This window comes from Burkholderia crassaminum (assembly GCF_964265005.1).
In the GTDB taxonomy this organism is placed as follows: Bacteria; Pseudomonadota; Gammaproteobacteria; order Burkholderiales; family Burkholderiaceae; genus Burkholderia.
Map to the genome: position 1 here is coordinate 319,945 of NZ_OZ183799.1, position 20,392 is coordinate 340,336.

Annotated in this window: 25 protein-coding genes; all 25 read left to right on the forward strand. The window is 61.1% G+C overall.

The features are described 5' to 3' along the window. Positions 1-8 precede the first annotated feature (8 nt). The 25 genes from rpoC (at position 9) to rpsE (ending at position 20,381) form a co-directional block, all read left to right on the forward strand. Entirely contained in the window at positions 9-4,256 is a 4,248-nt protein-coding gene (gene rpoC, locus ACPTTF_RS01400; protein WP_166966033.1) for a DNA-directed RNA polymerase subunit beta', read from the forward strand. Between the two features lie 316 nt (positions 4,257-4,572). Then, positions 4,573-6,420 (forward strand): DNA helicase RecQ, encoded by a 1,848-nt coding sequence (recQ, locus tag ACPTTF_RS01405; protein WP_166966035.1) that lies wholly within the window; start codon positions 4,573-4,575, stop codon positions 6,418-6,420. 227 nt (positions 6,421-6,647) lie between these two features. After that, positions 6,648-7,028: a 30S ribosomal protein S12 gene (rpsL, locus tag ACPTTF_RS01410; RefSeq protein ID WP_006400662.1), complete on the forward strand. Its 381-nt coding sequence runs from the start codon at positions 6,648-6,650 to the stop codon at positions 7,026-7,028. A 172-nt stretch (positions 7,029-7,200) separates the two neighbouring features. Beyond that, positions 7,201-7,671 carry a 30S ribosomal protein S7 gene (rpsG, locus tag ACPTTF_RS01415; RefSeq protein ID WP_006477195.1) on the forward strand — a complete coding sequence of 157 codons (471 nt, stop codon included), beginning with the start codon at positions 7,201-7,203 and terminating at the stop codon, positions 7,669-7,671. Between the two features lie 123 nt (positions 7,672-7,794). Beyond that, complete coding sequence (gene fusA / locus ACPTTF_RS01420) at positions 7,795-9,897, forward strand: elongation factor G (protein ID WP_166966039.1); 2,103 nt, start codon at positions 7,795-7,797, stop codon at positions 9,895-9,897. A gap of 39 nt (positions 9,898-9,936) precedes the next feature. Then, positions 9,937-11,127 (forward strand): elongation factor Tu, encoded by a 1,191-nt coding sequence (gene tuf, locus ACPTTF_RS01425; protein WP_011350666.1) that lies wholly within the window; start codon positions 9,937-9,939, stop codon positions 11,125-11,127. Positions 11,128-11,411: 284 nt separating this feature from the next. Beyond that, on the forward strand, positions 11,412-11,723 hold the full coding sequence (rpsJ, locus tag ACPTTF_RS01430; RefSeq protein WP_004199280.1) for a 30S ribosomal protein S10: 312 nt from the start codon (positions 11,412-11,414) through the stop codon (positions 11,721-11,723). A gap of 178 nt (positions 11,724-11,901) precedes the next feature. Next, positions 11,902-12,552, forward strand: coding sequence for a 50S ribosomal protein L3 (gene rplC / locus ACPTTF_RS01435; RefSeq protein WP_006482922.1), 651 nt, complete (start codon positions 11,902-11,904; stop codon positions 12,550-12,552). Continuing rightward, the gene (gene rplD, locus ACPTTF_RS01440; RefSeq protein WP_011350675.1) at positions 12,552-13,172 is read left to right on the forward strand and encodes a 50S ribosomal protein L4; all 621 of its coding nucleotides are present in this window, start codon (positions 12,552-12,554) and stop codon (positions 13,170-13,172) included. The genes rplC and rplD overlap by 1 nt, the downstream gene beginning before the upstream one ends. Next, on the forward strand, positions 13,169-13,483 hold the full coding sequence (gene rplW, locus ACPTTF_RS01445; protein ID WP_004199275.1) for a 50S ribosomal protein L23: 315 nt from the start codon (positions 13,169-13,171) through the stop codon (positions 13,481-13,483). The genes rplD and rplW overlap by 4 nt, the downstream gene beginning before the upstream one ends. Before the next feature lie 2 nt (positions 13,484-13,485). Beyond that, positions 13,486-14,313 (forward strand): 50S ribosomal protein L2, encoded by an 828-nt coding sequence (gene rplB, locus ACPTTF_RS01450; RefSeq protein WP_006482900.1) that lies wholly within the window; start codon positions 13,486-13,488, stop codon positions 14,311-14,313. A 10-nt stretch (positions 14,314-14,323) separates the two neighbouring features. Continuing rightward, positions 14,324-14,599, forward strand: coding sequence for a 30S ribosomal protein S19 (gene rpsS / locus ACPTTF_RS01455; protein ID WP_004199273.1), 276 nt, complete (start codon positions 14,324-14,326; stop codon positions 14,597-14,599). A 12-nt stretch (positions 14,600-14,611) separates the two neighbouring features. Further along, positions 14,612-14,941: a 50S ribosomal protein L22 gene (gene rplV, locus ACPTTF_RS01460; protein WP_004199272.1), complete on the forward strand. Its 330-nt coding sequence runs from the start codon at positions 14,612-14,614 to the stop codon at positions 14,939-14,941. Positions 14,942-14,952: 11 nt separating this feature from the next. Next, positions 14,953-15,753 carry a 30S ribosomal protein S3 gene (gene rpsC / locus ACPTTF_RS01465; protein ID WP_006482899.1) on the forward strand — a complete coding sequence of 267 codons (801 nt, stop codon included), beginning with the start codon at positions 14,953-14,955 and terminating at the stop codon, positions 15,751-15,753. A gap of 2 nt (positions 15,754-15,755) precedes the next feature. Then, positions 15,756-16,172 (forward strand): 50S ribosomal protein L16, encoded by a 417-nt coding sequence (gene rplP, locus ACPTTF_RS01470; protein WP_006752927.1) that lies wholly within the window; start codon positions 15,756-15,758, stop codon positions 16,170-16,172. 9 nt (positions 16,173-16,181) lie between these two features. Further along, positions 16,182-16,376 (forward strand): 50S ribosomal protein L29, encoded by a 195-nt coding sequence (gene rpmC, locus ACPTTF_RS01475; protein WP_006400652.1) that lies wholly within the window; start codon positions 16,182-16,184, stop codon positions 16,374-16,376. Then, positions 16,373-16,645: a 30S ribosomal protein S17 gene (gene rpsQ, locus ACPTTF_RS01480; RefSeq protein WP_006477189.1), complete on the forward strand. Its 273-nt coding sequence runs from the start codon at positions 16,373-16,375 to the stop codon at positions 16,643-16,645. The genes rpmC and rpsQ overlap by 4 nt, the downstream gene beginning before the upstream one ends. Before the next feature lie 310 nt (positions 16,646-16,955). After that, positions 16,956-17,324 carry a 50S ribosomal protein L14 gene (gene rplN / locus ACPTTF_RS01485; protein WP_006482918.1) on the forward strand — a complete coding sequence of 123 codons (369 nt, stop codon included), beginning with the start codon at positions 16,956-16,958 and terminating at the stop codon, positions 17,322-17,324. Between the two features lie 9 nt (positions 17,325-17,333). Next, positions 17,334-17,642 (forward strand): 50S ribosomal protein L24, encoded by a 309-nt coding sequence (rplX, locus tag ACPTTF_RS01490; protein WP_006477187.1) that lies wholly within the window; start codon positions 17,334-17,336, stop codon positions 17,640-17,642. Between the two features lie 16 nt (positions 17,643-17,658). After that, a complete protein-coding gene (gene rplE / locus ACPTTF_RS01495; protein WP_006477186.1) occupies positions 17,659-18,198 on the forward strand; it encodes a 50S ribosomal protein L5 in 540 nt (179 codons plus the stop codon). Positions 18,199-18,205: 7 nt separating this feature from the next. Continuing rightward, positions 18,206-18,511, forward strand: a complete 306-nt coding sequence (gene rpsN / locus ACPTTF_RS01500) for a 30S ribosomal protein S14 (protein WP_011350676.1) — start codon at positions 18,206-18,208, stop codon at positions 18,509-18,511. Between the two features lie 14 nt (positions 18,512-18,525). After that, positions 18,526-18,921: a 30S ribosomal protein S8 gene (gene rpsH / locus ACPTTF_RS01505; RefSeq protein ID WP_006477185.1), complete on the forward strand. Its 396-nt coding sequence runs from the start codon at positions 18,526-18,528 to the stop codon at positions 18,919-18,921. Positions 18,922-18,939: 18 nt separating this feature from the next. Beyond that, positions 18,940-19,470, forward strand: a complete 531-nt coding sequence (gene rplF / locus ACPTTF_RS01510; RefSeq protein ID WP_006477184.1) for a 50S ribosomal protein L6 — start codon at positions 18,940-18,942, stop codon at positions 19,468-19,470. Positions 19,471-19,482: 12 nt separating this feature from the next. After that, complete coding sequence (gene rplR, locus ACPTTF_RS01515; protein ID WP_006477183.1) at positions 19,483-19,848, forward strand: 50S ribosomal protein L18; 366 nt, start codon at positions 19,483-19,485, stop codon at positions 19,846-19,848. A gap of 14 nt (positions 19,849-19,862) precedes the next feature. Continuing rightward, positions 19,863-20,381 carry a 30S ribosomal protein S5 gene (gene rpsE, locus ACPTTF_RS01520; protein WP_006752931.1) on the forward strand — a complete coding sequence of 173 codons (519 nt, stop codon included), beginning with the start codon at positions 19,863-19,865 and terminating at the stop codon, positions 20,379-20,381. Positions 20,382-20,392: the final 11 nt, after the last annotated feature.

Below are 20,392 nucleotides of genomic sequence, written 5' to 3' on the forward strand. Positions count from 1 at the left end.
AGAAAGCAATGAAAGCTCTGCTCGATCTATTCAAGCAAGTCCAACAGGAAGAAGTTTTCGACGCGATCAAGATCGGTCTGGCTTCGCCTGACAAGATCCGTTCGTGGTCGTTCGGCGAAGTGAAGAAGCCGGAGACCATCAACTACCGTACGTTCAAGCCGGAACGCGATGGTCTCTTCTGCGCGAAGATCTTCGGGCCGATCAAGGACTACGAGTGCCTGTGCGGCAAGTACAAGCGTCTGAAGCACCGCGGCGTGATCTGCGAGAAGTGCGGCGTCGAAGTGACGCTGGCGAAGGTGCGTCGTGAACGGATGGGCCACATCGAGCTGGCCTCGCCGGTCGCGCACATCTGGTTCCTGAAGTCGCTGCCGTCGCGTCTGGGCATGGTGCTCGACATGACGCTGCGCGACATCGAACGCGTGCTGTACTTCGAAGCCTATGTGGTGATCGAACCGGGCATGACGCCGCTGAAGGCGCGGCAGATCATGACCGAAGAGGATTACTACAACAAGGTCGAGGAATACGGCGACGAATTCCGTGCCGAAATGGGCGCGGAAGGCGTGCGTGAACTGCTGCGCGCGATCAACATCGACGAGCAGGTCGAGACGCTGCGTACCGAGCTGAAGAACACCGGTTCGGAAGCGAAGATCAAGAAGTACGCGAAGCGCCTGAAGGTCCTCGAGGCATTCCAGCGCTCGGGCATCAAGCCCGAGTGGATGATCCTCGAAGTGCTGCCGGTGCTGCCGCCGGAACTGCGTCCGCTCGTGCCGCTGGACGGCGGCCGTTTTGCGACGTCGGACCTGAACGACCTGTACCGCCGCGTGATCAACCGTAACAACCGGTTGAAGCGCCTGCTCGAGCTGAAGGCGCCTGAAATCATCGTCCGCAACGAAAAGCGGATGCTGCAGGAAGCCGTCGACTCGCTGCTCGACAACGGTCGTCGCGGCAAGGCGATGACGGGCGCGAACAAGCGTCCGCTGAAGTCGCTCGCCGACATGATCAAGGGCAAGGGCGGTCGTTTCCGTCAGAACCTGCTGGGCAAGCGCGTCGACTACTCGGGCCGTTCGGTCATCGTGGTCGGCCCGACGCTGAAGCTGCACCAGTGCGGTCTGCCGAAGCTGATGGCGCTCGAGCTGTTCAAGCCGTTCATCTTCAACAAGCTGGAAGTGATGGGCGTCGCGACGACCATCAAGGCTGCGAAGAAGGAAGTCGAGAACCAGACGCCGGTGGTGTGGGACATCCTCGAAGAGGTGATCCGCGAGCATCCGGTGATGCTGAACCGTGCGCCGACGCTGCACCGTCTCGGTATCCAGGCGTTCGAGCCCGTGCTGATCGAAGGCAAGGCGATCCAGCTGCACCCGCTCGTCTGCGCGGCGTTCAACGCCGACTTCGACGGTGACCAGATGGCCGTTCACGTGCCGCTGTCGCTCGAAGCGCAGATGGAAGCGCGTACGCTGATGCTGGCGTCGAACAACGTGCTGTTCCCGGCCAACGGCGATCCGTCGATCGTGCCGTCGCAGGATATCGTGCTGGGTCTGTACTACGCGACCCGCGAAGCGATCAACGGCAAGGGCGAAGGCCTGTCGTTCACGGGCGTGTCGGAAGCGATCCGTGCGTACGAGAACAAGGAAGTCGAGCTCGCATCGCGCGTCAACGTGCGGATCACCGAAATGGTCCGCAACGAGGACACGTCGGAAGGCGCGCCGCAGTTCGTGCCGAAGATCTCGCTGTACGCGACGACCGTCGGCCGCGCGATCCTGTCGGAGATCCTGCCGCACGGCCTGCCGTTCTCGGTGCTGAACAAGCCGCTGAAGAAGAAGGAAATCTCGCGCCTGATCAACACGGCGTTCCGCAAGTGCGGTCTGCGCGCGACGGTGGTGTTTGCCGACCAGCTGATGCAGTCGGGTTTCCGTCTCGCGACGCGCGCCGGTATTTCGATCTGCGTGGACGACATGCTCGTGCCGCCGCAGAAGGAAACGATCGTCGGCGACGCCGCGAAGAAGGTGAAGGAATACGACCGCCAGTACATGTCGGGTCTCGTCACCGCGCAGGAACGCTACAACAACGTGGTCGACATCTGGTCGGCAACGTCGGAAGCGGTCGGCAAGGCGATGATGGAGCAGCTGTCGACGGAGCCGGTGACGGACCGCGACGGCAACGAGACGCGCCAGGAGTCGTTCAACTCGATCTACATGATGGCCGACTCGGGCGCCCGGGGTTCGGCGGTTCAGATTCGTCAGCTGGCCGGTATGCGGGGCCTGATGGCGAAGCCGGACGGCTCGATTATCGAGACGCCGATTACCGCGAACTTCCGCGAAGGTCTGAACGTGTTGCAGTACTTCATCTCGACCCACGGTGCACGTAAGGGTCTGGCTGATACGGCACTGAAGACCGCGAACTCGGGTTACCTGACGCGTCGTCTCGTCGACGTCACGCAGGATCTGGTCGTGGTCGAAGACGATTGCGGCACGTCGAACGGCGTGGCGATGAAGGCACTGGTCGAAGGCGGTGAAGTCGTCGAAGCGCTGCGCGACCGTATCCTCGGCCGCGTTGCGGTTGCGGACGTCGTGAATCCGGAAACGCAGGAAACGGTGTACGAATCGGGCACGCTGCTCGATGAGACGGCGGTCGAGGAAATCGAACGCCTCGGCATCGACGAAGTGCGCGTGCGCACGCCGCTGACCTGCGAAACGCGCTACGGCCTGTGCGCAGCCTGCTACGGCCGTGACCTCGGCCGCGGCTCGCTCGTGAACGTCGGCGAAGCAGTCGGCGTGATCGCGGCACAGTCGATCGGTGAACCGGGCACGCAGCTGACGATGCGTACGTTCCACATCGGTGGTGCGGCATCGCGTGCGGCAGTGGCTTCGTCGGTCGAAGCGAAGAGCAACGGTATCGTGCGCTTCACGGCGACGATGCGTTACGTCACGAACGCGAAGGGCGAGCAGATCGTCATTTCCCGTTCGGGCGAAGCGATGATCACCGACGACTTCGGTCGCGAGCGCGAGCGTCACAAAGTGCCGTACGGCGCGACGCTGCTGCAGCTCGACGGCGTGACGATCAAGGCAGGCACGCAGCTCGCCACGTGGGATCCGCTGACGCGTCCGATCATCACCGAGTACGGTGGTACGGTGAAGTTCGAGAACGTCGAGGAAGGCGTGACCGTCGCGAAGCAGATCGACGACGTGACCGGCCTGTCGACGCTGGTCGTGATCGACGTGAAGCGTCGCGGTTCGCAGGCTTCGAAGAGCGTGCGTCCGCAGGTGAAGCTGCTCGACGCGAACGGCGAAGAAGTGAAGATTCCGGGCACGGAGCACGCAGTGCAGATCGGCTTCCAGGTCGGCGCACTGATCACCGTGAAGGATGGCCAGCAGGTGCAGGTCGGTGAAGTGCTCGCACGTATCCCGACGGAAGCGCAGAAGACGCGTGACATTACCGGCGGTCTGCCGCGGGTGGCGGAACTGTTCGAAGCGCGTTCGCCGAAGGATGCCGGCATTCTCGCGGAAGTCACCGGTACGACGTCGTTCGGTAAGGACACGAAGGGCAAGCAGCGTCTCGTCATCACGGATCTCGAGGGCAACCAGCACGAGTTCCTGATCGCGAAGGAAAAGCAGGTTCTGGTTCACGATGCCCAGGTGGTCAACAAGGGCGAAATGATCGTGGACGGTCCGGCCGATCCGCACGACATCCTGCGTCTGCAGGGTATCGAGGCGCTGTCGCGCTACATCGTCGACGAAGTGCAGGACGTGTATCGTCTGCAGGGCGTGAAGATCAACGACAAGCACATCGAGGTGATCGTTCGCCAGATGCTGCGTCGTGTGCAGATCACCGACAACGGCGATACGCGCTTCATCCCGGGCGAACAGGTCGAACGTTCCGACATGCTGGACGAGAACGATCGCATGATCGCCGAGGACAAGCGTCCGGCTTCGTACGACAACGTGCTGCTCGGTATCACGAAGGCATCGCTGTCGACCGACTCGTTCATCTCCGCGGCATCGTTCCAGGAAACGACCCGCGTGCTGACCGAAGCGGCGATCATGGGCAAGCGCGACGATCTGCGTGGCCTGAAGGAAAACGTGATCGTCGGCCGTCTGATTCCGGCCGGTACGGGTCTCGCGTTCCACAAGGCACGCAAGGCGAAGGAATCGTCGGATCGCGAGCGTTTCGACCAGATCGCAGCGGAAGAAGCATTCGACTTCGGCACGCCGAGCGCGCCTGCCGCGGAAGAGCCGCAACAGCACCCGGCAGCCGAGTAAGCGCGGGCGGCGCGAGCCGCCTGGCCTCACGACGCTGTCACCGAAACCGCCCGGTTCTGCCGGGCGGTTTTTTTTCATCTGTCGTTCGCGCGCATGACGCGCCTGCGCCGTGCCGGCCGAGCTTGCTTGCGGGCGATGTCCGGCCTGACTGCAAGCGCCGCCGAAGCATCGCAATCACCTGCGGCGCGGCCGTGGCAGGCCCGTCATGCGCGCGAACGAACCCTGGCCGATCGGCCAAAACCGCACGATTCGCCACGCGTCGCGCGAGCGGGTTGTTAAAATCGCGGTCATCGTTTAGCCGTCCCTGTCCTCTTTCATGTCCCGCGCCCTCGAAATCCTCGACGAAGTATTTGGTTATCCCGCCTTTCGCGGCCAGCAGGGCGAAATCGTCGAGCACGTCGCCGGCGGCGGCGATTGTCTCGTGCTGATGCCGACCGGCGGCGGCAAGTCGCTGTGCTACCAGATTCCCGCGCTGCTGCGTCGCGAGGCCGGACAGGGTGCCGGAATCGTCGTGTCGCCGCTGATCGCGCTGATGCAGGACCAGGTCGCCGCACTGCGAGAAGTGGGCGTGCGTGCGGCCTACCTGAATTCGACACTGTCGGGCGCCGAGGCCGCCGCGACCGAGCGTGCGCTGCGCGAAGGCGAAATCGACCTGCTGTACGTCGCGCCCGAACGGCTGATGACGGGGCGCTTCCTCGACCTGCTCGAGCGCGCGAAGATCGGTCTGTTCGCGATCGACGAAGCGCACTGCGTGTCGCAATGGGGGCACGATTTCCGCCCGGAATATATCCAGCTGTCGGTGCTGCACGAGCGATTCCCGTCGGTGCCGCGCATCGCGTTGACCGCCACGGCCGACGCGATCACGCGCGACGAGATCATCCACCGTCTCGCGCTCGACGACGCGCGCGTGTTCGTGTCGAGCTTCGACCGCCCGAACATCCGCTACCGGATCGTCGAAAAGGACAACGCGCGATCGCAGCTGCTCGATTTCATCCGCGCCGAACACACGAATGCGGACGGTACGACGGATGCGGGGGTCGTCTATTGCCTGTCGCGTCGCAAGGTCGAGGAAACGGCCGAATGGCTGAAGGCGCAGGGTGTGCGTGCACTGCCGTATCACGCGGGGATGGAGTTTGAGGTGCGGCAGAAGCACCAGGAAATGTTCCAGCGCGAGGAGGGCATCGTGATGTGCGCGACGATCGCGTTCGGCATGGGCATCGACAAGCCGGACGTGCGCTTCGTCGCGCACCTGGATCTGCCGAAGAGCGTCGAAGGTTACTACCAGGAAACGGGCCGAGCGGGCCGCGACGGGATGCCCGCGAATGCGTGGATGGCGTACGGTCTCGGCGACGTCGTCCAGCAGCGCAAGATGATCGACGAGTCCGATGCGGACGACGCACACAAGCGCGTCCAGACATCGAAGCTCGACGCGCTGCTCGGGCTGTGCGAGACGATCTCGTGCCGCCGCGTGCGGCTGCTGAACTACTTCGGCGAGGAGAGCAAGCCGTGCGGCAACTGCGATACGTGCCTCGAGCCGCCCGCCTCGTGGGACGCGACGCGTGAGGCGCAGATGGCGCTGTCTTGCGTGTTCCGTGCGCAGCGGGCAAGCGGCTTCAATTTCGGCTCGAGCCACCTGATCGAAATCCTGCGCGGCGGGCGCACCGAGAAGGTGTTGCAGCGGGGGCACGACCAGCTGACGACGTTCGGGATCGGCGCGTCGCTGTCGGAACCCGAGTGGCGCGCGATATTCCGGCAGCTCGTCGCGTACGGCTACCTGGCCGTCGATCATGGCGGCTTCGGCGCGCTCGTGCTGACCGAGGCCGCGAAGCCGGTGCTGAAGAACGAGGAGAAGGTCACGCTGCGCCGTTACGTGAAGCCGCAGCGCACGCGCCAGTCGTCGAGCCGCAGCGGTACGCGCGTCGATCCGACGGCCGGCATGGGCACGCGTGAGCGCGCACGGTGGGATGCGCTGCGCGCATGGCGCGCGGAAACGGCGAAGACGGACGGCGTGCCGGCCTACGTGATCTTCCACGACGCGACGCTCGCCGAGATCGCACGCAACGCGCCGGAGACGATCGACGACCTCCGCCATATCCCCGGCATGGGTGTGCGCAAGCTGGAGCGCTTCGGCGACGAGATCATCGACGTCGTCGAGTCGGCCTGACACAGGCGTTCCGACCCTTCCGGTAAACCACGTGTCCGGCCGGCGAATCACGCAAGCCGTTGACTTAGTTGGTATTTCCGGAATATGATGCTGGGTTCCGGTATTCGGTGGGCCGTGTTGCGTTCGAAAGCTCGCACCCGATTCGCCGGTTCGGAAGTCAACTGTGCGCCGATTCTCGCTTTGCCCGAAATCGATGCGCAGATTTTGTTCAATTTCAGGAATAAACAATGCCAACCATCAACCAACTGGTTCGCAAAGGCCGTCAGTCGGAAACGACGAAGAGCAAGAGCCCGGCCCTGCAGGACTGCCCCCAGCGTCGCGGCGTGTGCACCCGTGTGTACACGACGACGCCGAAGAAGCCGAACTCGGCACTCCGTAAGGTCGCCAAGGTTCGTCTGACGAACGGCTTCGAAGTGATTTCGTACATCGGCGGTGAAGGCCACAACCTGCAGGAACACTCGGTTGTGCTGATCCGCGGCGGCCGTGTGAAGGACTTGCCGGGTGTGCGTTACCACATGGTTCGCGGCTCGCTGGATACCCAGGGCGTCAAGGACCGTAAGCAAGCGCGCTCGAAGTACGGCGCGAAGCGTGCAAAGGCTGCCAAGTAAGCAGTTTTTGATCAGGGATCGCCGCAGGGCGGTCAAGGCGGGAGTGCCGGATTGCCGGTGCTGTCGAGTAAGTGGTCACCCGGCCAAGCTGGTTAGTCGTGAAGATGTGATCGGGTTTGTTGGTGGCCGCGGAGCTGGAACCAGCTCCAACTGAACAAGTAAAGGAAGAATCATGCCGCGTCGTCGCGAAGTCCCCAAGCGGGAAGTGTTGCCGGATCCGAAGTTCGGTAACGTTGATGTTGCCAAGTTCATGAACATGCTGATGCTGTCCGGCAAGAAGTCGGTCGCAGAGCGCATCGTTTATGGCGCATTCGAACAAATCCAGACCAAGGGTGGCAAGGACCCGCTGGAAGTGTTCACGGTTGCGCTCAACAACGTGAAGCCGGTGGTCGAAGTGAAGAGCCGTCGCGTTGGTGGTGCCAACTATCAAGTTCCGGTCGAAGTGCGCCCGTCGCGTCGTATGGCATTGGCGATGCGCTGGCTGCGTGAGGCTGCGAAGAAGCGTAGCGAGAAGTCGATGGCCCTGCGCCTGGCAGGTGAACTCTCCGAAGCGGCCGAAGGCCGTGGCGGCGCGATGAAGAAGCGCGACGAAGTTCACCGCATGGCAGAAGCCAACCGCGCGTTCTCGCATTTCCGTTTCTAAGCGCCTGGCTGGGCTGTTAGCGGAAATAAATTCCGGGCGGGTGCGCTTTTCAGGCGCCTCGCCCGTTTGTGTTGAAGCGTGATGCAGCAGGGCTGCATCACGTCATCCCAGTAGAGGATCAAAGTGGCTCGCAAGACTCCTATCGAGCGCTACCGCAATATCGGTATTAGCGCTCACATCGACGCCGGCAAAACGACGACGACCGAGCGCATTCTGTTTTACACCGGTGTGAACCACAAGATCGGTGAAGTCCACGACGGCGCAGCCACGATGGACTGGATGGAGCAGGAACAGGAGCGTGGCATCACGATCACGTCCGCTGCTACCACGGCCTTCTGGAAGGGCATGGGCGGCAACTATCCGGAACACCGCATCAACATCATCGACACCCCGGGCCACGTCGACTTCACGATCGAAGTGGAGCGTTCGATGCGCGTGCTCGACGGCGCGTGCATGGTGTACTGCGCAGTGGGCGGCGTGCAGCCGCAGTCGGAAACGGTGTGGCGCCAGGCTAACAAGTACAAGGTGCCCCGTCTCGCGTTCGTCAACAAGATGGACCGTACCGGCGCGAACTTCTTCAAGGTCTACGACCAGCTCCGTCTGCGCCTGAAGGCGAACCCGGTTCCGGTCGTGGTGCCGATCGGTGCGGAAGAAGGCTTCAAGGGCGTCGTCGATCTGATCAAGATGAAGGCGATCATTTGGGACGAAGCGTCGCAAGGCACGAAGTTCGACTACGTCGACATCCCGGCGGAACTCGCCGACACGTGCAACGAGTGGCGTGAAAAGATGGTCGAAGCTGCCGCCGAGTCGAGCGAAGACTTGATGAACAAGTACCTGGAAGCAGGTTCGCTGTCGGAAGACGAGATCGTGAAGGGTCTGCGTGACCGTACGATCGCGTGCGAAATCCAGCCGATGCTGTGCGGTACCGCGTTCAAGAACAAGGGCGTGCAGCGTATGCTCGACGCCGTGATCGACTTCCTGCCGTCGCCGGTCGACATTCCGCCGGTTACGGGCGAACTCGAAAACGGCGAGAAGACGGAGCGTCGTGCTTCCGACGACGAGAAGTTCTCGTCGCTCGCGTTCAAGATCATGACCGACCCGTTCGTCGGCCAGCTGATCTTCTTCCGCGTCTACTCGGGCGTCGTCAATTCGGGCGACACGCTGCTCAATGCGACCAAGGGCAAGAAGGAACGTCTCGGCCGTATTCTGCAGATGCACGCGAACCAGCGCGAAGAAATCAAGGAAGTGCGCGCAGGTGACATCGCTGCAGCGGTGGGCCTGAAGGAAGCGACCACGGGCGACACGCTGTGCGATCCGGCACATCCGATCGTGCTCGAACGCATGATCTTCCCGGAGCCGGTGATTTCGCAGGCCGTCGAGCCGAAGACGAAGGCTGACCAGGAAAAGATGGGCCTGGCGCTGAACCGTCTGGCTCAGGAAGATCCGTCGTTCCGCGTGCAGACCGACGAAGAATCGGGTCAAACGATCATTTCGGGTATGGGCGAGCTCCACCTCGAAATTCTGGTTGACCGGATGAAGCGTGAATTCGGCGTGGAAGCGACCGTCGGCAAGCCGCAGGTTGCTTACCGCGAAACCATCCGCAAGTCGGCCGCGGACGTCGAAGGCAAGTTCGTCAAGCAGTCGGGCGGTCGCGGTCAGTACGGCCATGCGGTCATCACGCTCGAGCGCAGCGAACTGGGCAAGGGCTACGAGTTCATCGACGCGATCAAGGGCGGCGTGATTCCGCGTGAATACATTCCGTCGGTTGACAAGGGTATCCAGGAAACGCTGAAGAGCGGCGTGCTGGCAGGCTTCCCGGTCGTCGACGTGAAGGTCACGCTGACGTTCGGTTCGTACCACGACGTCGACTCGAACGAAAATGCGTTCCGCATGGCTGGTTCGATGGCGTTCAAGGAAGCAATGCGCCGCGCGGATCCGGTTCTGCTCGAGCCGATGATGGCCGTGGAAGTGGAAACGCCGGAAGACTTCATGGGTAACGTGATGGGCGACCTGTCGGGTCGTCGCGGCATTATCCAGGGCATGGACGACATGGTGGGCGGCGGCAAGATCGTGCGCGCCGAAGTGCCGCTGTCGGAAATGTTCGGCTATTCCACGTCGCTGCGGTCGCTCACGCAGGGTCGCGCAACGTACACGATGGAGTTCAAGCACTACGCTGAAGCTCCGAAGAACGTTGCAGAAGCGATCATCAGCGCGAAGTCGAAGTAATTCGCTATCACAATCGATTATTTTTGAAAGAAGAGAATCATGGCAAAAGGTAAATTCGAGCGGACCAAGCCGCACGTGAACGTTGGTACGATTGGTCACGTTGACCACGGCAAGACGACGCTGACGGCAGCGATCACGACGGTTCTGACGAAGAAGTTCGGCGGCGAAGCGAAGGCATACGACCAGATCGACGCGGCACCGGAAGAAAAGGCGCGCGGCATCACGATCAACACGGCACACGTCGAGTACGAAACGGCTAACCGCCACTACGCACACGTCGACTGCCCGGGCCACGCTGACTATGTGAAGAACATGATCACGGGCGCAGCGCAGATGGACGGCGCGATCCTGGTTTGCTCGGCAGCAGACGGCCCGATGCCGCAAACGCGTGAGCACATCCTGCTGGCGCGTCAGGTTGGCGTTCCGTACATCATCGTGTTCCTGAACAAGTGCGACATGGTGGACGACGCTGAACTGCTCGAGCTGGTCGAGATGGAAGTTCGCGAACTCCTGTCGAAGTACGACTTCCCGGGCGACGACACGCCGATCGTGAAGGGTTCGGCGAAGCTGGCGCTGGAAGGCGACACGGGCGAGCTGGGCGAAGTGGCGATCATGAGCCTGGCCGACGCGCTGGACACGTACATCCCGACGCCGGAGCGTGCAGTTGACGGCGCGTTCCTGATGCCGGTGGAAGACGTGTTCTCGATCTCGGGCCGTGGTACGGTTGTGACGGGTCGTGTCGAGCGCGGCATCGTGAAGGTCGGCGAAGAAATCGAAATCGTCGGTATCAAGCCGACGGTGAAGACGACCTGCACGGGCGTTGAAATGTTCCGCAAGCTGCTGGACCAAGGTCAGGCAGGCGACAACGTTGGTATCCTGCTGCGCGGCACGAAGCGTGAAGACGTGGAGCGTGGCCAGGTTCTGGCGAAGCCGGGTTCGATCACGCCGCACACGCACTTCACGGCTGAAGTGTACGTGCTGAGCAAGGACGAAGGCGGCCGTCACACGCCGTTCTTCAACAACTACCGTCCGCAGTTCTACTTCCGTACGACGGACGTGACGGGCTCGATCGAGCTGCCGAAGGACAAGGAAATGGTGATGCCGGGCGACAACGTGTCGATCACGGTGAAGCTGATTGCTCCGATCGCGATGGAAGAAGGTCTGCGCTTCGCAATCCGCGAAGGCGGCCGTACGGTCGGCGCTGGCGTCGTCGCCAAGATCATCGAGTAATATCGACGATCCGCGGATCCCGACGGGGTCCGCGATTCCGCGGTATGCAAGTCGTACCGTCGAAACCGGGTGTCCAGCTTGCGCTGGCGCCCGGTTTTGTTTTTCTGGTGCATCGCGTGGAACGACAAACTCGCACCATCGCTCCAGAATTTCGTGTAGAATCGCGGGCTTAGCAGTGGAAGTACCGTTCGGAACCTGATGTCTCGCTCCCCGCAGGCGTCATGTTTCACGTTCTTTTGGTGTCCGGCGATGCAAGATCGCCTCGCTCTTTTCAAGGAATCGTCATGCAGCAACAGAAAATCCGCATTCGCCTGAAGGCTTTCGACTATCGTCTGATCGATCAATCGGCTGCCGAGATCGTCGATACCGCGAAGCGGACTGGCGCAATCGTCCGTGGCCCGGTGCCGCTGCCGACGCGCATTCAGCGTTTTGACATCCTGCGTTCGCCGCACGTCAACAAGACGTCGCGCGATCAGCTCGAAATCCGCACCCACCAGCGCCTGATGGACATCGTCGATCCGACCGACAAGACGGTTGACGCGCTGATGAAGCTCGACCTGCCGGCTGGCGTCGACGTGGAAATCAAGCTGCAGTAAGGCTTTCGACGCCAATCGGCTTGCCGGTCGGTGCTAAGTCTTTGTATTGCTTGCGGAAATCGCGAGGTCGGGCTATACTGCTTGGCTTTTCGCGTATTCGCGTAAAAAAGTTGGGCCTTGCGTGCCCGGCATTTTGTAAATCAGCCCCGACCAATCGCAGTCGGGAATGGAGAAAATGATGAGCCTTGGACTCGTAGGTCGCAAGGTTGGCATGACCCGTATCTTCACGGCGGAAGGGGATTCGATTCCCGTCACCGTGCTGGACGTGTCGGACAACCGCGTGACGCAGATCAAGACTGTTGAAACCGACGGCTACACGGCCGTGCAGGTTGCATTCGGCTCCCGCCGCGCATCGCGCGTGACGAAGCCGCTGGCAGGTCATCTCGCCAAAGCCGGTGTCGAAGCCGGTGAAATCCTCAAGGAATTCCGCATTGACGCGGCCAAGGCAGCTGAGCTGTCGAATGGCGCCGTGGTCGGTGCAGATCTTTTCGAAGTGGGCCAGAAGGTCGACGTGCAAGGCGTGTCGATCGGTAAGGGCTACGCCGGTACGATCAAGCGTTACAACTTCTCCTCCGGCCGTGCCACGCACGGTAACTCGCGCTCGCACAACGTGCCGGGCTCGATCGGTATGGCGCAGGATCCGGGTCGTGTTTTCCCGGGTAAACGCATGACGGGTCACATGGGTGACGTGACGGTGACGGTGCAGAACCTCGAAATCGCTCGTATCGACGCAGAGCGCAAGCTGCTGCTCGTGAAGGGTGCGATTCCGGGCGCGAAGGGCGGCAAGGTCTTCGTGACGCCGGCCGTCAAGACCAAGGGGGCGAAATAATGGAACTCAAGCTCCTGAACGAAAATGGTCAGGAAGGTGCAGTGGTCAACGCATCGGACGTCGTGTTCGGTCGTGACTACAACGAAGCGCTGATCCACCAGGTCGTCGTCGCTTACCAGGCGAATGCTCGCCAAGGTAACCGCGCACAGAAGGACCGTGAGCAAGTCAAGCACACGACCAAGAAGCCGTGGCGCCAGAAGGGTACGGGCCGTGCTCGTGCCGGTATGTCGTCCAGCCCGCTGTGGCGTGGCGGTGGTCGTATCTTCCCGAATTCGCCGGAAGAAAACTTCTCGCACAAGGTCAACAAGAAGATGCATCGCGCAGGCCTCTGCTCGATCTTCTCGCAGCTGGCCCGTGAAGGCCGTCTGTCGGTTGTCGAGGACATCATCCTCGAAGCGCCGAAGACCAAGCTGCTGGCCGAAAAATTCAAGACCATGGGTCTCGACTCCGTGCTGATCATCACCGACACGGTTGACGAAAACCTGTACCTGGCATCGCGCAACCTGCCGCACGTGGCAATTGTCGAGCCGCGCTACGCTGACCCGCTGTCGCTGATCTACTTCAAGAAAGTGCTGGTCACGAAGGCTGCGGTCGCCCAGATCGAGGAGTTGCTGTCATGAGCGAGATTCGCAAGAACGATCATCGTTTGATGCAGGTCCTGCTCGCACCGGTGATCTCGGAAAAGGCGACGCTGGTTGCCGACAAGAACGAGCAAGTCGTGTTCGAAGTCGCACCGGATGCCACGAAGCAGGAAGTGAAGGCGGCTGTCGAGCTGCTGTTCAAGGTTGAAGTTGATTCCGTCAACGTGCTGGTTCAGAAGGGCAAGCAGAAGCGCTTTGGCCGTTCGATGGGCCGCCGCAAGGACGTGAAGAAGGCGTACGTTTGCCTGAAGCCCGGCCAGGAAATCAACTTTGAAGCGGAGGCCAAGTAATCATGGCAATCGTTAAAGTTAAGCCGACATCGCCGGGTCGCCGCGCGATGGTCAAGGTGGTCAACAAGAACCTGCACCAGGGCAAGCCGTTCGCGGCACTGCTCGACTCGCAGAGCTCGACCGCCGGCCGTAACAACAACGGTCGTATCACCACGCGTCACAAGGGTGGTGGTCACAAGCAACACTACCGTATCGTCGATTTCCGTCGCACGAAGGATGGCATCCCGGCAAAGGTCGAGCGTCTCGAGTACGACCCGAACCGTAGCGCGAACATCGCGCTGGTGCTCTACGCAGACGGCGAGCGTCGCTACATCATCGCCCCGAAGGGCCTGACGGTCGGCCAACAGCTGATGTCGGGTTCGGAAGCGCCGATCCGTGCAGGCAACACGCTGCCGATCCGCAACATTCCGGTCGGTACGACGATCCACTGCATCGAGATGCTGCCGGGCAAGGGCGCGCAAATGGCGCGTTCGGCTGGTACGTCGGCCATGCTGCTCGCACGTGAAGGCGTCTACGCGCAGGTTCGTCTGCGTTCGGGCGAAATCCGTCGCGTGCACATCGAGTGCCGTGCAACGATCGGTGAAGTCGGCAACGAAGAGCATAGCCTGCGCCAGATCGGCAAGGCTGGCGCGAACCGCTGGCGCGGTATCCGCCCGACGGTGCGTGGCGTTGCGATGAACCCGGTTGATCACCCGCACGGTGGTGGTGAGGGCAAGACGGCTGCAGGTCGCGATCCGGTTAGCCCGTGGGGTACTCCGGCTAAGGGTTATCGCACCCGTAGCAACAAGCGCACGACGACGATGATCGTCCAGCGCCGTCACAAGCGTTAAGGAGTAGGCAATGGCACGTTCTGTTAAAAAAGGTCCGTTCTGCGACGCCCATTTGCTGAAGAAAGTTGAGGCGGCTGCAGCTTCGCGCGACAAAAAGCCGATCAAGACCTGGTCGCGTCGCTCGACGATTCTGCCGGATTTCATCGGCCTGACGATCGCTGTTCACAACGGCCGTCAACACGTTCCGGTGTACATCTCGGAAAACATGGTCGGCCACAAGCTTGGCGAGTTCGCACTGACCCGTACGTTCAAGGGTCACGCAGCCGACAAGAAGGCCAAGAAATAAGGGGCAATCAAGATGGAAGTGAAAGCAATTCATCGCGGTGCCCGCATCTCGGCGCAAAAAACGCGCCTTGTGGCTGACCAGATCCGCGGTTTGCCGGTCGACAAGGCGCTGAACGTTCTGACGTTCTCGCCGAAGAAAGCGGCTGGCATCGTGAAGAAGGTTGTGCTGTCGGCAATCGCGAATGCGGAGCACAACGAAGGCGCCGATATCGACGAGCTCAAGATCAAGAGCATCTACGTCGACAAGGCTGCATCGCTCAAGCGTTTCACCGCGCGCGCCAAGGGCCGCGGTAACCGCATCGAGAAGCAATCCTGTCACATCACTGTGACGGTCGGGAATTAAGGAGCCATACGATGGGACAGAAAATTCATCCGACTGGCTTCCGCCTGGCTGTCAGCCGTAATTGGGCTTCGCGTTGGTACGCGAACAACAACAATTTCGCGGCGATGCTGCAGGAAGACATCGGTGTTCGTGAATACCTGAAGAAGAAGCTGAAGAACGCTTCGGTCGGTCGGGTCGTCATCGAGCGTCCGGCGAAGAACGCGCGCATCACGATTTACAGCTCGCGTCCGGGCGTGGTCATCGGCAAGAAGGGCGAGGATATCGAGCAGCTGAAGACGGAACTGCAACGCCGCATGGGCGTTCCGGTTCACGTCAACATCGAAGAAATCCGCAAGCCGGAAACCGATGCTCAGCTGATCGCTGACTCGATCACGCAACAGCTCGAGCGCCGGATCATGTTCCGTCGCGCGATGAAGCGTGCGATGCAGAACGCGATGCGTCTGGGTGCTCAAGGCATCAAGATCATGAGCGCGGGCCGTCTGAACGGTATCGAAATCGCTCGTACGGAGTGGTATCGCGAAGGTCGCGTGCCCCTTCACACGCTGCGTGCCGACATCGACTACGCGACTTCGGAAGCGAAGACGACTTACGGGATCATCGGCGTCAAGGTGTGGGTCTACAAGGGCGATACGCTCGGCCGCAACGACGCACCGGTGGTGGAAGAAGTAGCCGAAGACAAGCGTCCGCGTCGCAATGCGCGTCCGGGCGATCGTCGTCCGCGCCGTGATGGCGAAGGCGGCGCTCCGGGTGCTCGCCGTGGCGCACCGCGCCGTGGCGCCGGCAAGCCCGAAGACGGCAAGACTGGAGAATAACGATGCTGCAACCGAAACGCAGAAAGTATCGTAAAGAGCAGAAGGGTCGTAACACCGGCAAGGCGACGCGCGGCAACGCAGTGTCGTTCGGTGACTTCGGCCTGAAGGCTATCGGTCGCGGTCGTTTGACCGCACGCCAGATTGAAGCGGCGCGTCGTGCAATGACGCGTCACATCAAGCGTGGCGGCCGCATCTGGATCCGGATCTTCCCGGACAAGCCGATTTCGCAGAAGCCGGCCGAAGTGCGTATGGGTAACGGTAAGGGTAACCCGGAGTACTACGTCGCCGAGATTCAGCCGGGCAAGATGCTCTATGAAATGGACGGCGTAACCGAAGAACTGGCACGCGAAGCGTTCCGTCTGGCTGCAGCCAAGCTGCCGCTCAAGACGGCATTCATCGTGCGCCAGCTCGGCGCCTAAGGAGAAAACATGAAGGCTTCCGAACTTCTCCAGAAAGACCAGGCCGCGCTCAACAAGGAGCTGGCGGACCTGCTGAAGGCGCAATTCGGCCTGCGCATGCAACTCGCGACCCAGCAGCTCACGAACACGAGCCAGCTGAAGAAGGTTCGTCGCGACATCGCACGTGTGCGGACCGTCATGACTCAGAAGGCGAACCAGAAATGAACGATAGCGTGAAAACCTCGCTGAAGCGGACGCTGGTCGGTCGGGTCGTCAGCAACAAGATGGACAAGACCGTCACCGTGCTGATCGAGCACCGCGTCAAGCACCCGATCTACGGCAAGTATGTCGTGCGCTCGAAGAAGTACCACGCGCACGATGAAGCGAACACCTACAACGAAGGCGATCTCGTCGAAATCCAGGAAACTCGTCCTGTTTCGAAGACGAAGGCCTGGACGGTGTCGCGCCTCGTCGAAGCGGCTCGCGTGATCTAAGCGGGGCCGTGCAGTAGGCAGCAACAGGCACTCCTCCACGAAGTGCTTGAAATCGCAAAGTTTTTGCTTGCGTGACCAGGATTATTTGTTATAATCCTGGTCTTCCCTCTTTATGGGAGCCCCGTCGCGGGCGAAGTTGGTGGGGGAAGCGGACTGGCGCCAGCCTGTCCGAAAGATTCACCGAATTGCGATGGCGGGTTTCGTTTGCCGTCGCTGCTGTTCCAACCCAAGCAGCCGATTGGCTGACGGGACCAAGACTGACCGAATGCATCATGGTGGTGCATCCGGATTAAGTTGGGAAAGACAAACCATGATCCAGACCGAATCTCGGCTCGAAGTAGCCGACAACACGGGTGCACGTGAAGTCCTGTGCATCAAGGTGCTCGGCGGCTCGAAGCGTCGTTATGCCGGCATTGGCGACATCATCAAGGTGAGCGTCAAAGAGGCAACGCCGCGCGGGCGCGTGAAGAAAGGCGAAATTTACAACGCCGTGGTGGTCCGCACCGCCAAGGGCGTGCGCCGTCAAGACGGCTCGCTGATCAAGTTCGACGGCAACGCCGCTGTGCTTTTGAATAACAAGCTCGAGCCGATCGGCACCCGTATCTTCGGGCCGGTGACGCGTGAGCTGCGTAGCGAACGATTCATGAAGATCGTTTCGCTGGCGCCGGAAGTGCTGTAAGGAGTCGCGATGAACAAGATTCGCAAGGGTGACGAAGTGATCGTCGTCACCGGCAAGGACAAGGGCAAGCGCGGCGTCGTGCTGGCTGTCGGTGCTGAACATGTGACGGTTGAAGGTATCAACCTCGTCAAGAAGCATGTGAAGCCGAACCCGATGAAGGGTACGACGGGCGGCGTGGAAGCGAAGACGATGCCCCTGCATATTTCGAACGTCGCACTGGTCGACGCGAATGGCAAGGCGTCGCGTGTTGGCATCAAGGTCGAGGAAGGCAAGAAGGTTCGCTTCCTGAAGACGACCGGTGCCGTACTGAGCGCCTGACGCAGCGGAGTAAAAAATGGCTCGTTTTCAAGAGTTTTACAAAGAAAAGGTTGTGCCCGGCCTGATCGAGAAGTTCGGTTACAAGTCGGTCATGGAAGTGCCGCGTATCACCAAGATCACGTTGAACATGGGTCTTGGCGAAGCGATCGCTGACAAGAAGATCATCGAGAACGCCGTTGGCGACCTCACGAAGATCGCTGGTCAGAAGCCGGTCGTGACGAAGGCACGCAAGGCAATCGCAGGCTTCAAGATCCGCCAGGGTTACCCGATCGGCGCGATGGTGACGCTGCGCGGCCAAGCGATGTATGAATTCCTCGACCGTTTCGTGACCGTTGCCCTGCCCCGCGTGCGTGACTTCCGCGGTGTGTCGGGTCGTGCCTTCGATGGCCGCGGCAACTACAACATCGGTGTGAAAGAGCAGATCATTTTCCCCGAAATCGACTACGACAAGATCGACGCACTGCGTGGGCTGAACATCAGCATCACGACCACTGCGAAGACCGACGACGAAGCAAAGGCTCTGCTCGCCAGCTTCAAGTTCCCGTTCAGAAACTGAGGTTACCGTGGCTAAACTGGCACTGATCGAACGTGAAAAGAAGCGCGCCCGCCTGGTCGCGAAGTTCGCAGCAAAGCGCGATGCGCTGAAGGCGATCGTCGAAGACCAAAGCAAGTCGGAAGAAGAGCGCTACGAAGCACGCCTGGAGCTGCAGCAACTGCCCCGCAACGCAAACCCGACCCGCCAGCGTAACCGCTGCGCGATCACGGGCCGCCCGCGTGGCACGTTCCGTAAATTCGGCCTCGCGCGTAACAAGATTCGTGAAATCGCATTCCGTGGCGAGATTCCTGGCCTGACCAAGGCGAGCTGGTAATAGGAGAAACGTAAATGAGCATGAGTGATCCTATCGCCGATATGCTGACTCGCATCCGCAACGCGCAGATGGTCGAGAAGGTATCGGTCGCGATGCCCTCGTCGAAGGTCAAGGTTGCAATCGCGCAAGTCCTGAAGGACGAAGGTTATATCGACGATTTCGCCGTGAAGGCGGAAGGTGCGAAGTCCGAACTGAATATCGCGCTGAAGTACTACGCTGGCCGTCCGGTCATCGAACGCCTCGAGCGCGTGTCGAAGCCTGGCCTGCGCGTCTACCGCGGTCGTAACGACATTCCGCAGGTCATGAATGGCCTCGGCGTGGCAATCGTGTCGACGCCCAAGGGCGTGATGACCGACCGCAAGGCGCGCGCTACCGGCGTCGGCGGCGAAGTCATCTGCTACGTCGCTTAAAGCCGAGGAGAGAGAAACATGTCTCGAGTAGGTAAGAGCCCGATCGCGCTGCAAGGCGCGGAAGTCAAGCTGGCCGACGGTGCAATCACCGTCAAGGGCCCGCTGGGCACCATCACGCAAGCGATCAATCCGCTCGTGAACGTGGCGAACAACGACGGCACGCTGAACCTGTCGCCGGTGGACGAAAGCCGCGAAGCAAATGCACTGTCGGGCACGATGCGCGCGATTATCGCGAATGCCGTGCACGGCGTGACCAAGGGTTTCGAGCGCAAGCTGACGCTGGTTGGCGTCGGTTATCGTGCGCAAGCGCAAGGCGACAAGCTGAACCTGTCGCTGGGTTTCTCGCACCCGGTGGTGCACCAGATGCCGGAAGGCGTCAAGGCAGAAACCCCGACGCAAACCGAAATCGTGATCAAGGGGATCAACAAGCAACAAGTCGGTCAAGTAGCTGCGGAAGTTCGCGGTTACCGTCCGCCGGAGCCCTACAAGGGCAAGGGCGTGCGCTATGCCGACGAGGTTGTGATCCTCAAAGAAACGAAGAAGAAGTAAGGGTGCGCAATCATGGATAAGACTCAATCTCGCCTGCGCCGCGCTCGCCAGACGCGTATCAAGATCGCTGAGCTGCAGGTCGCGCGTCTCGCCGTGCATCGCACGAACACGCACATCTACGCTCAAGTGTTCTCGCCGTGCGGCACCAAGGTGCTCGCCAGCGCGTCGACGCTCGAGGCAGAAGTGCGCGCCGAGCTCGCCGACAAGTCGGGCAAGGGCGGCAACGTTAACGCCGCGACGCTGATCGGCAAGCGTATTGCCGAGAAGGCAAAGGCCGCCGGCATCGAATCCGTCGCCTTCGACCGCTCGGGCTTCCGCTACCACGGCCGCGTGAAAGCGCTGGCTGAGGCAGCTCGCGAAGCTGGGCTCAAGTTCTAAGGAAGGAATTCGTCATGGCAAAGATGCAAGCGAAAGTTCAGGCTGACGAGCGCGACGACGGCCTTCGTGAAAAGATGATTTCGGTCAACCGCGTGACCAAGGTCGTGAAGGGTGGCCGTATTCTCGGCTTCGCCGCACTGACCGTGGTCGGCGATGGTGATGGCCGCATCGGTATGGGCAAGGGCAAGGCGAAGGAAGTGCCGGTCGCTGTCCAGAAGGCAATGGAACAAGCTCGCCGCAACATGTTCAAGGTGCCGCTCAAGAACGGCACGCTGCAACACGAAGTGCACGGCAAGCACGGCGCATCGGCTGTCCTCCTCGCCCCGGCGAAGGCAGGTACGGGCGTGATCGCTGGCGGCCCGATGCGCGCAGTGTTCGACGTGATGGGCGTTCAGAACGTCGTGGCGAAGAGCCACGGTTCGACGAACCCGTACAACCTCGTTCGCGCCACGCTGGACGGCCTGCGTAAGCAGTCCACCCCGGCAGACATCGCGGCGAAGCGCGGCAAGTCCGTCGAAGATATTTTGGGCTAAGCCCGGGTGGT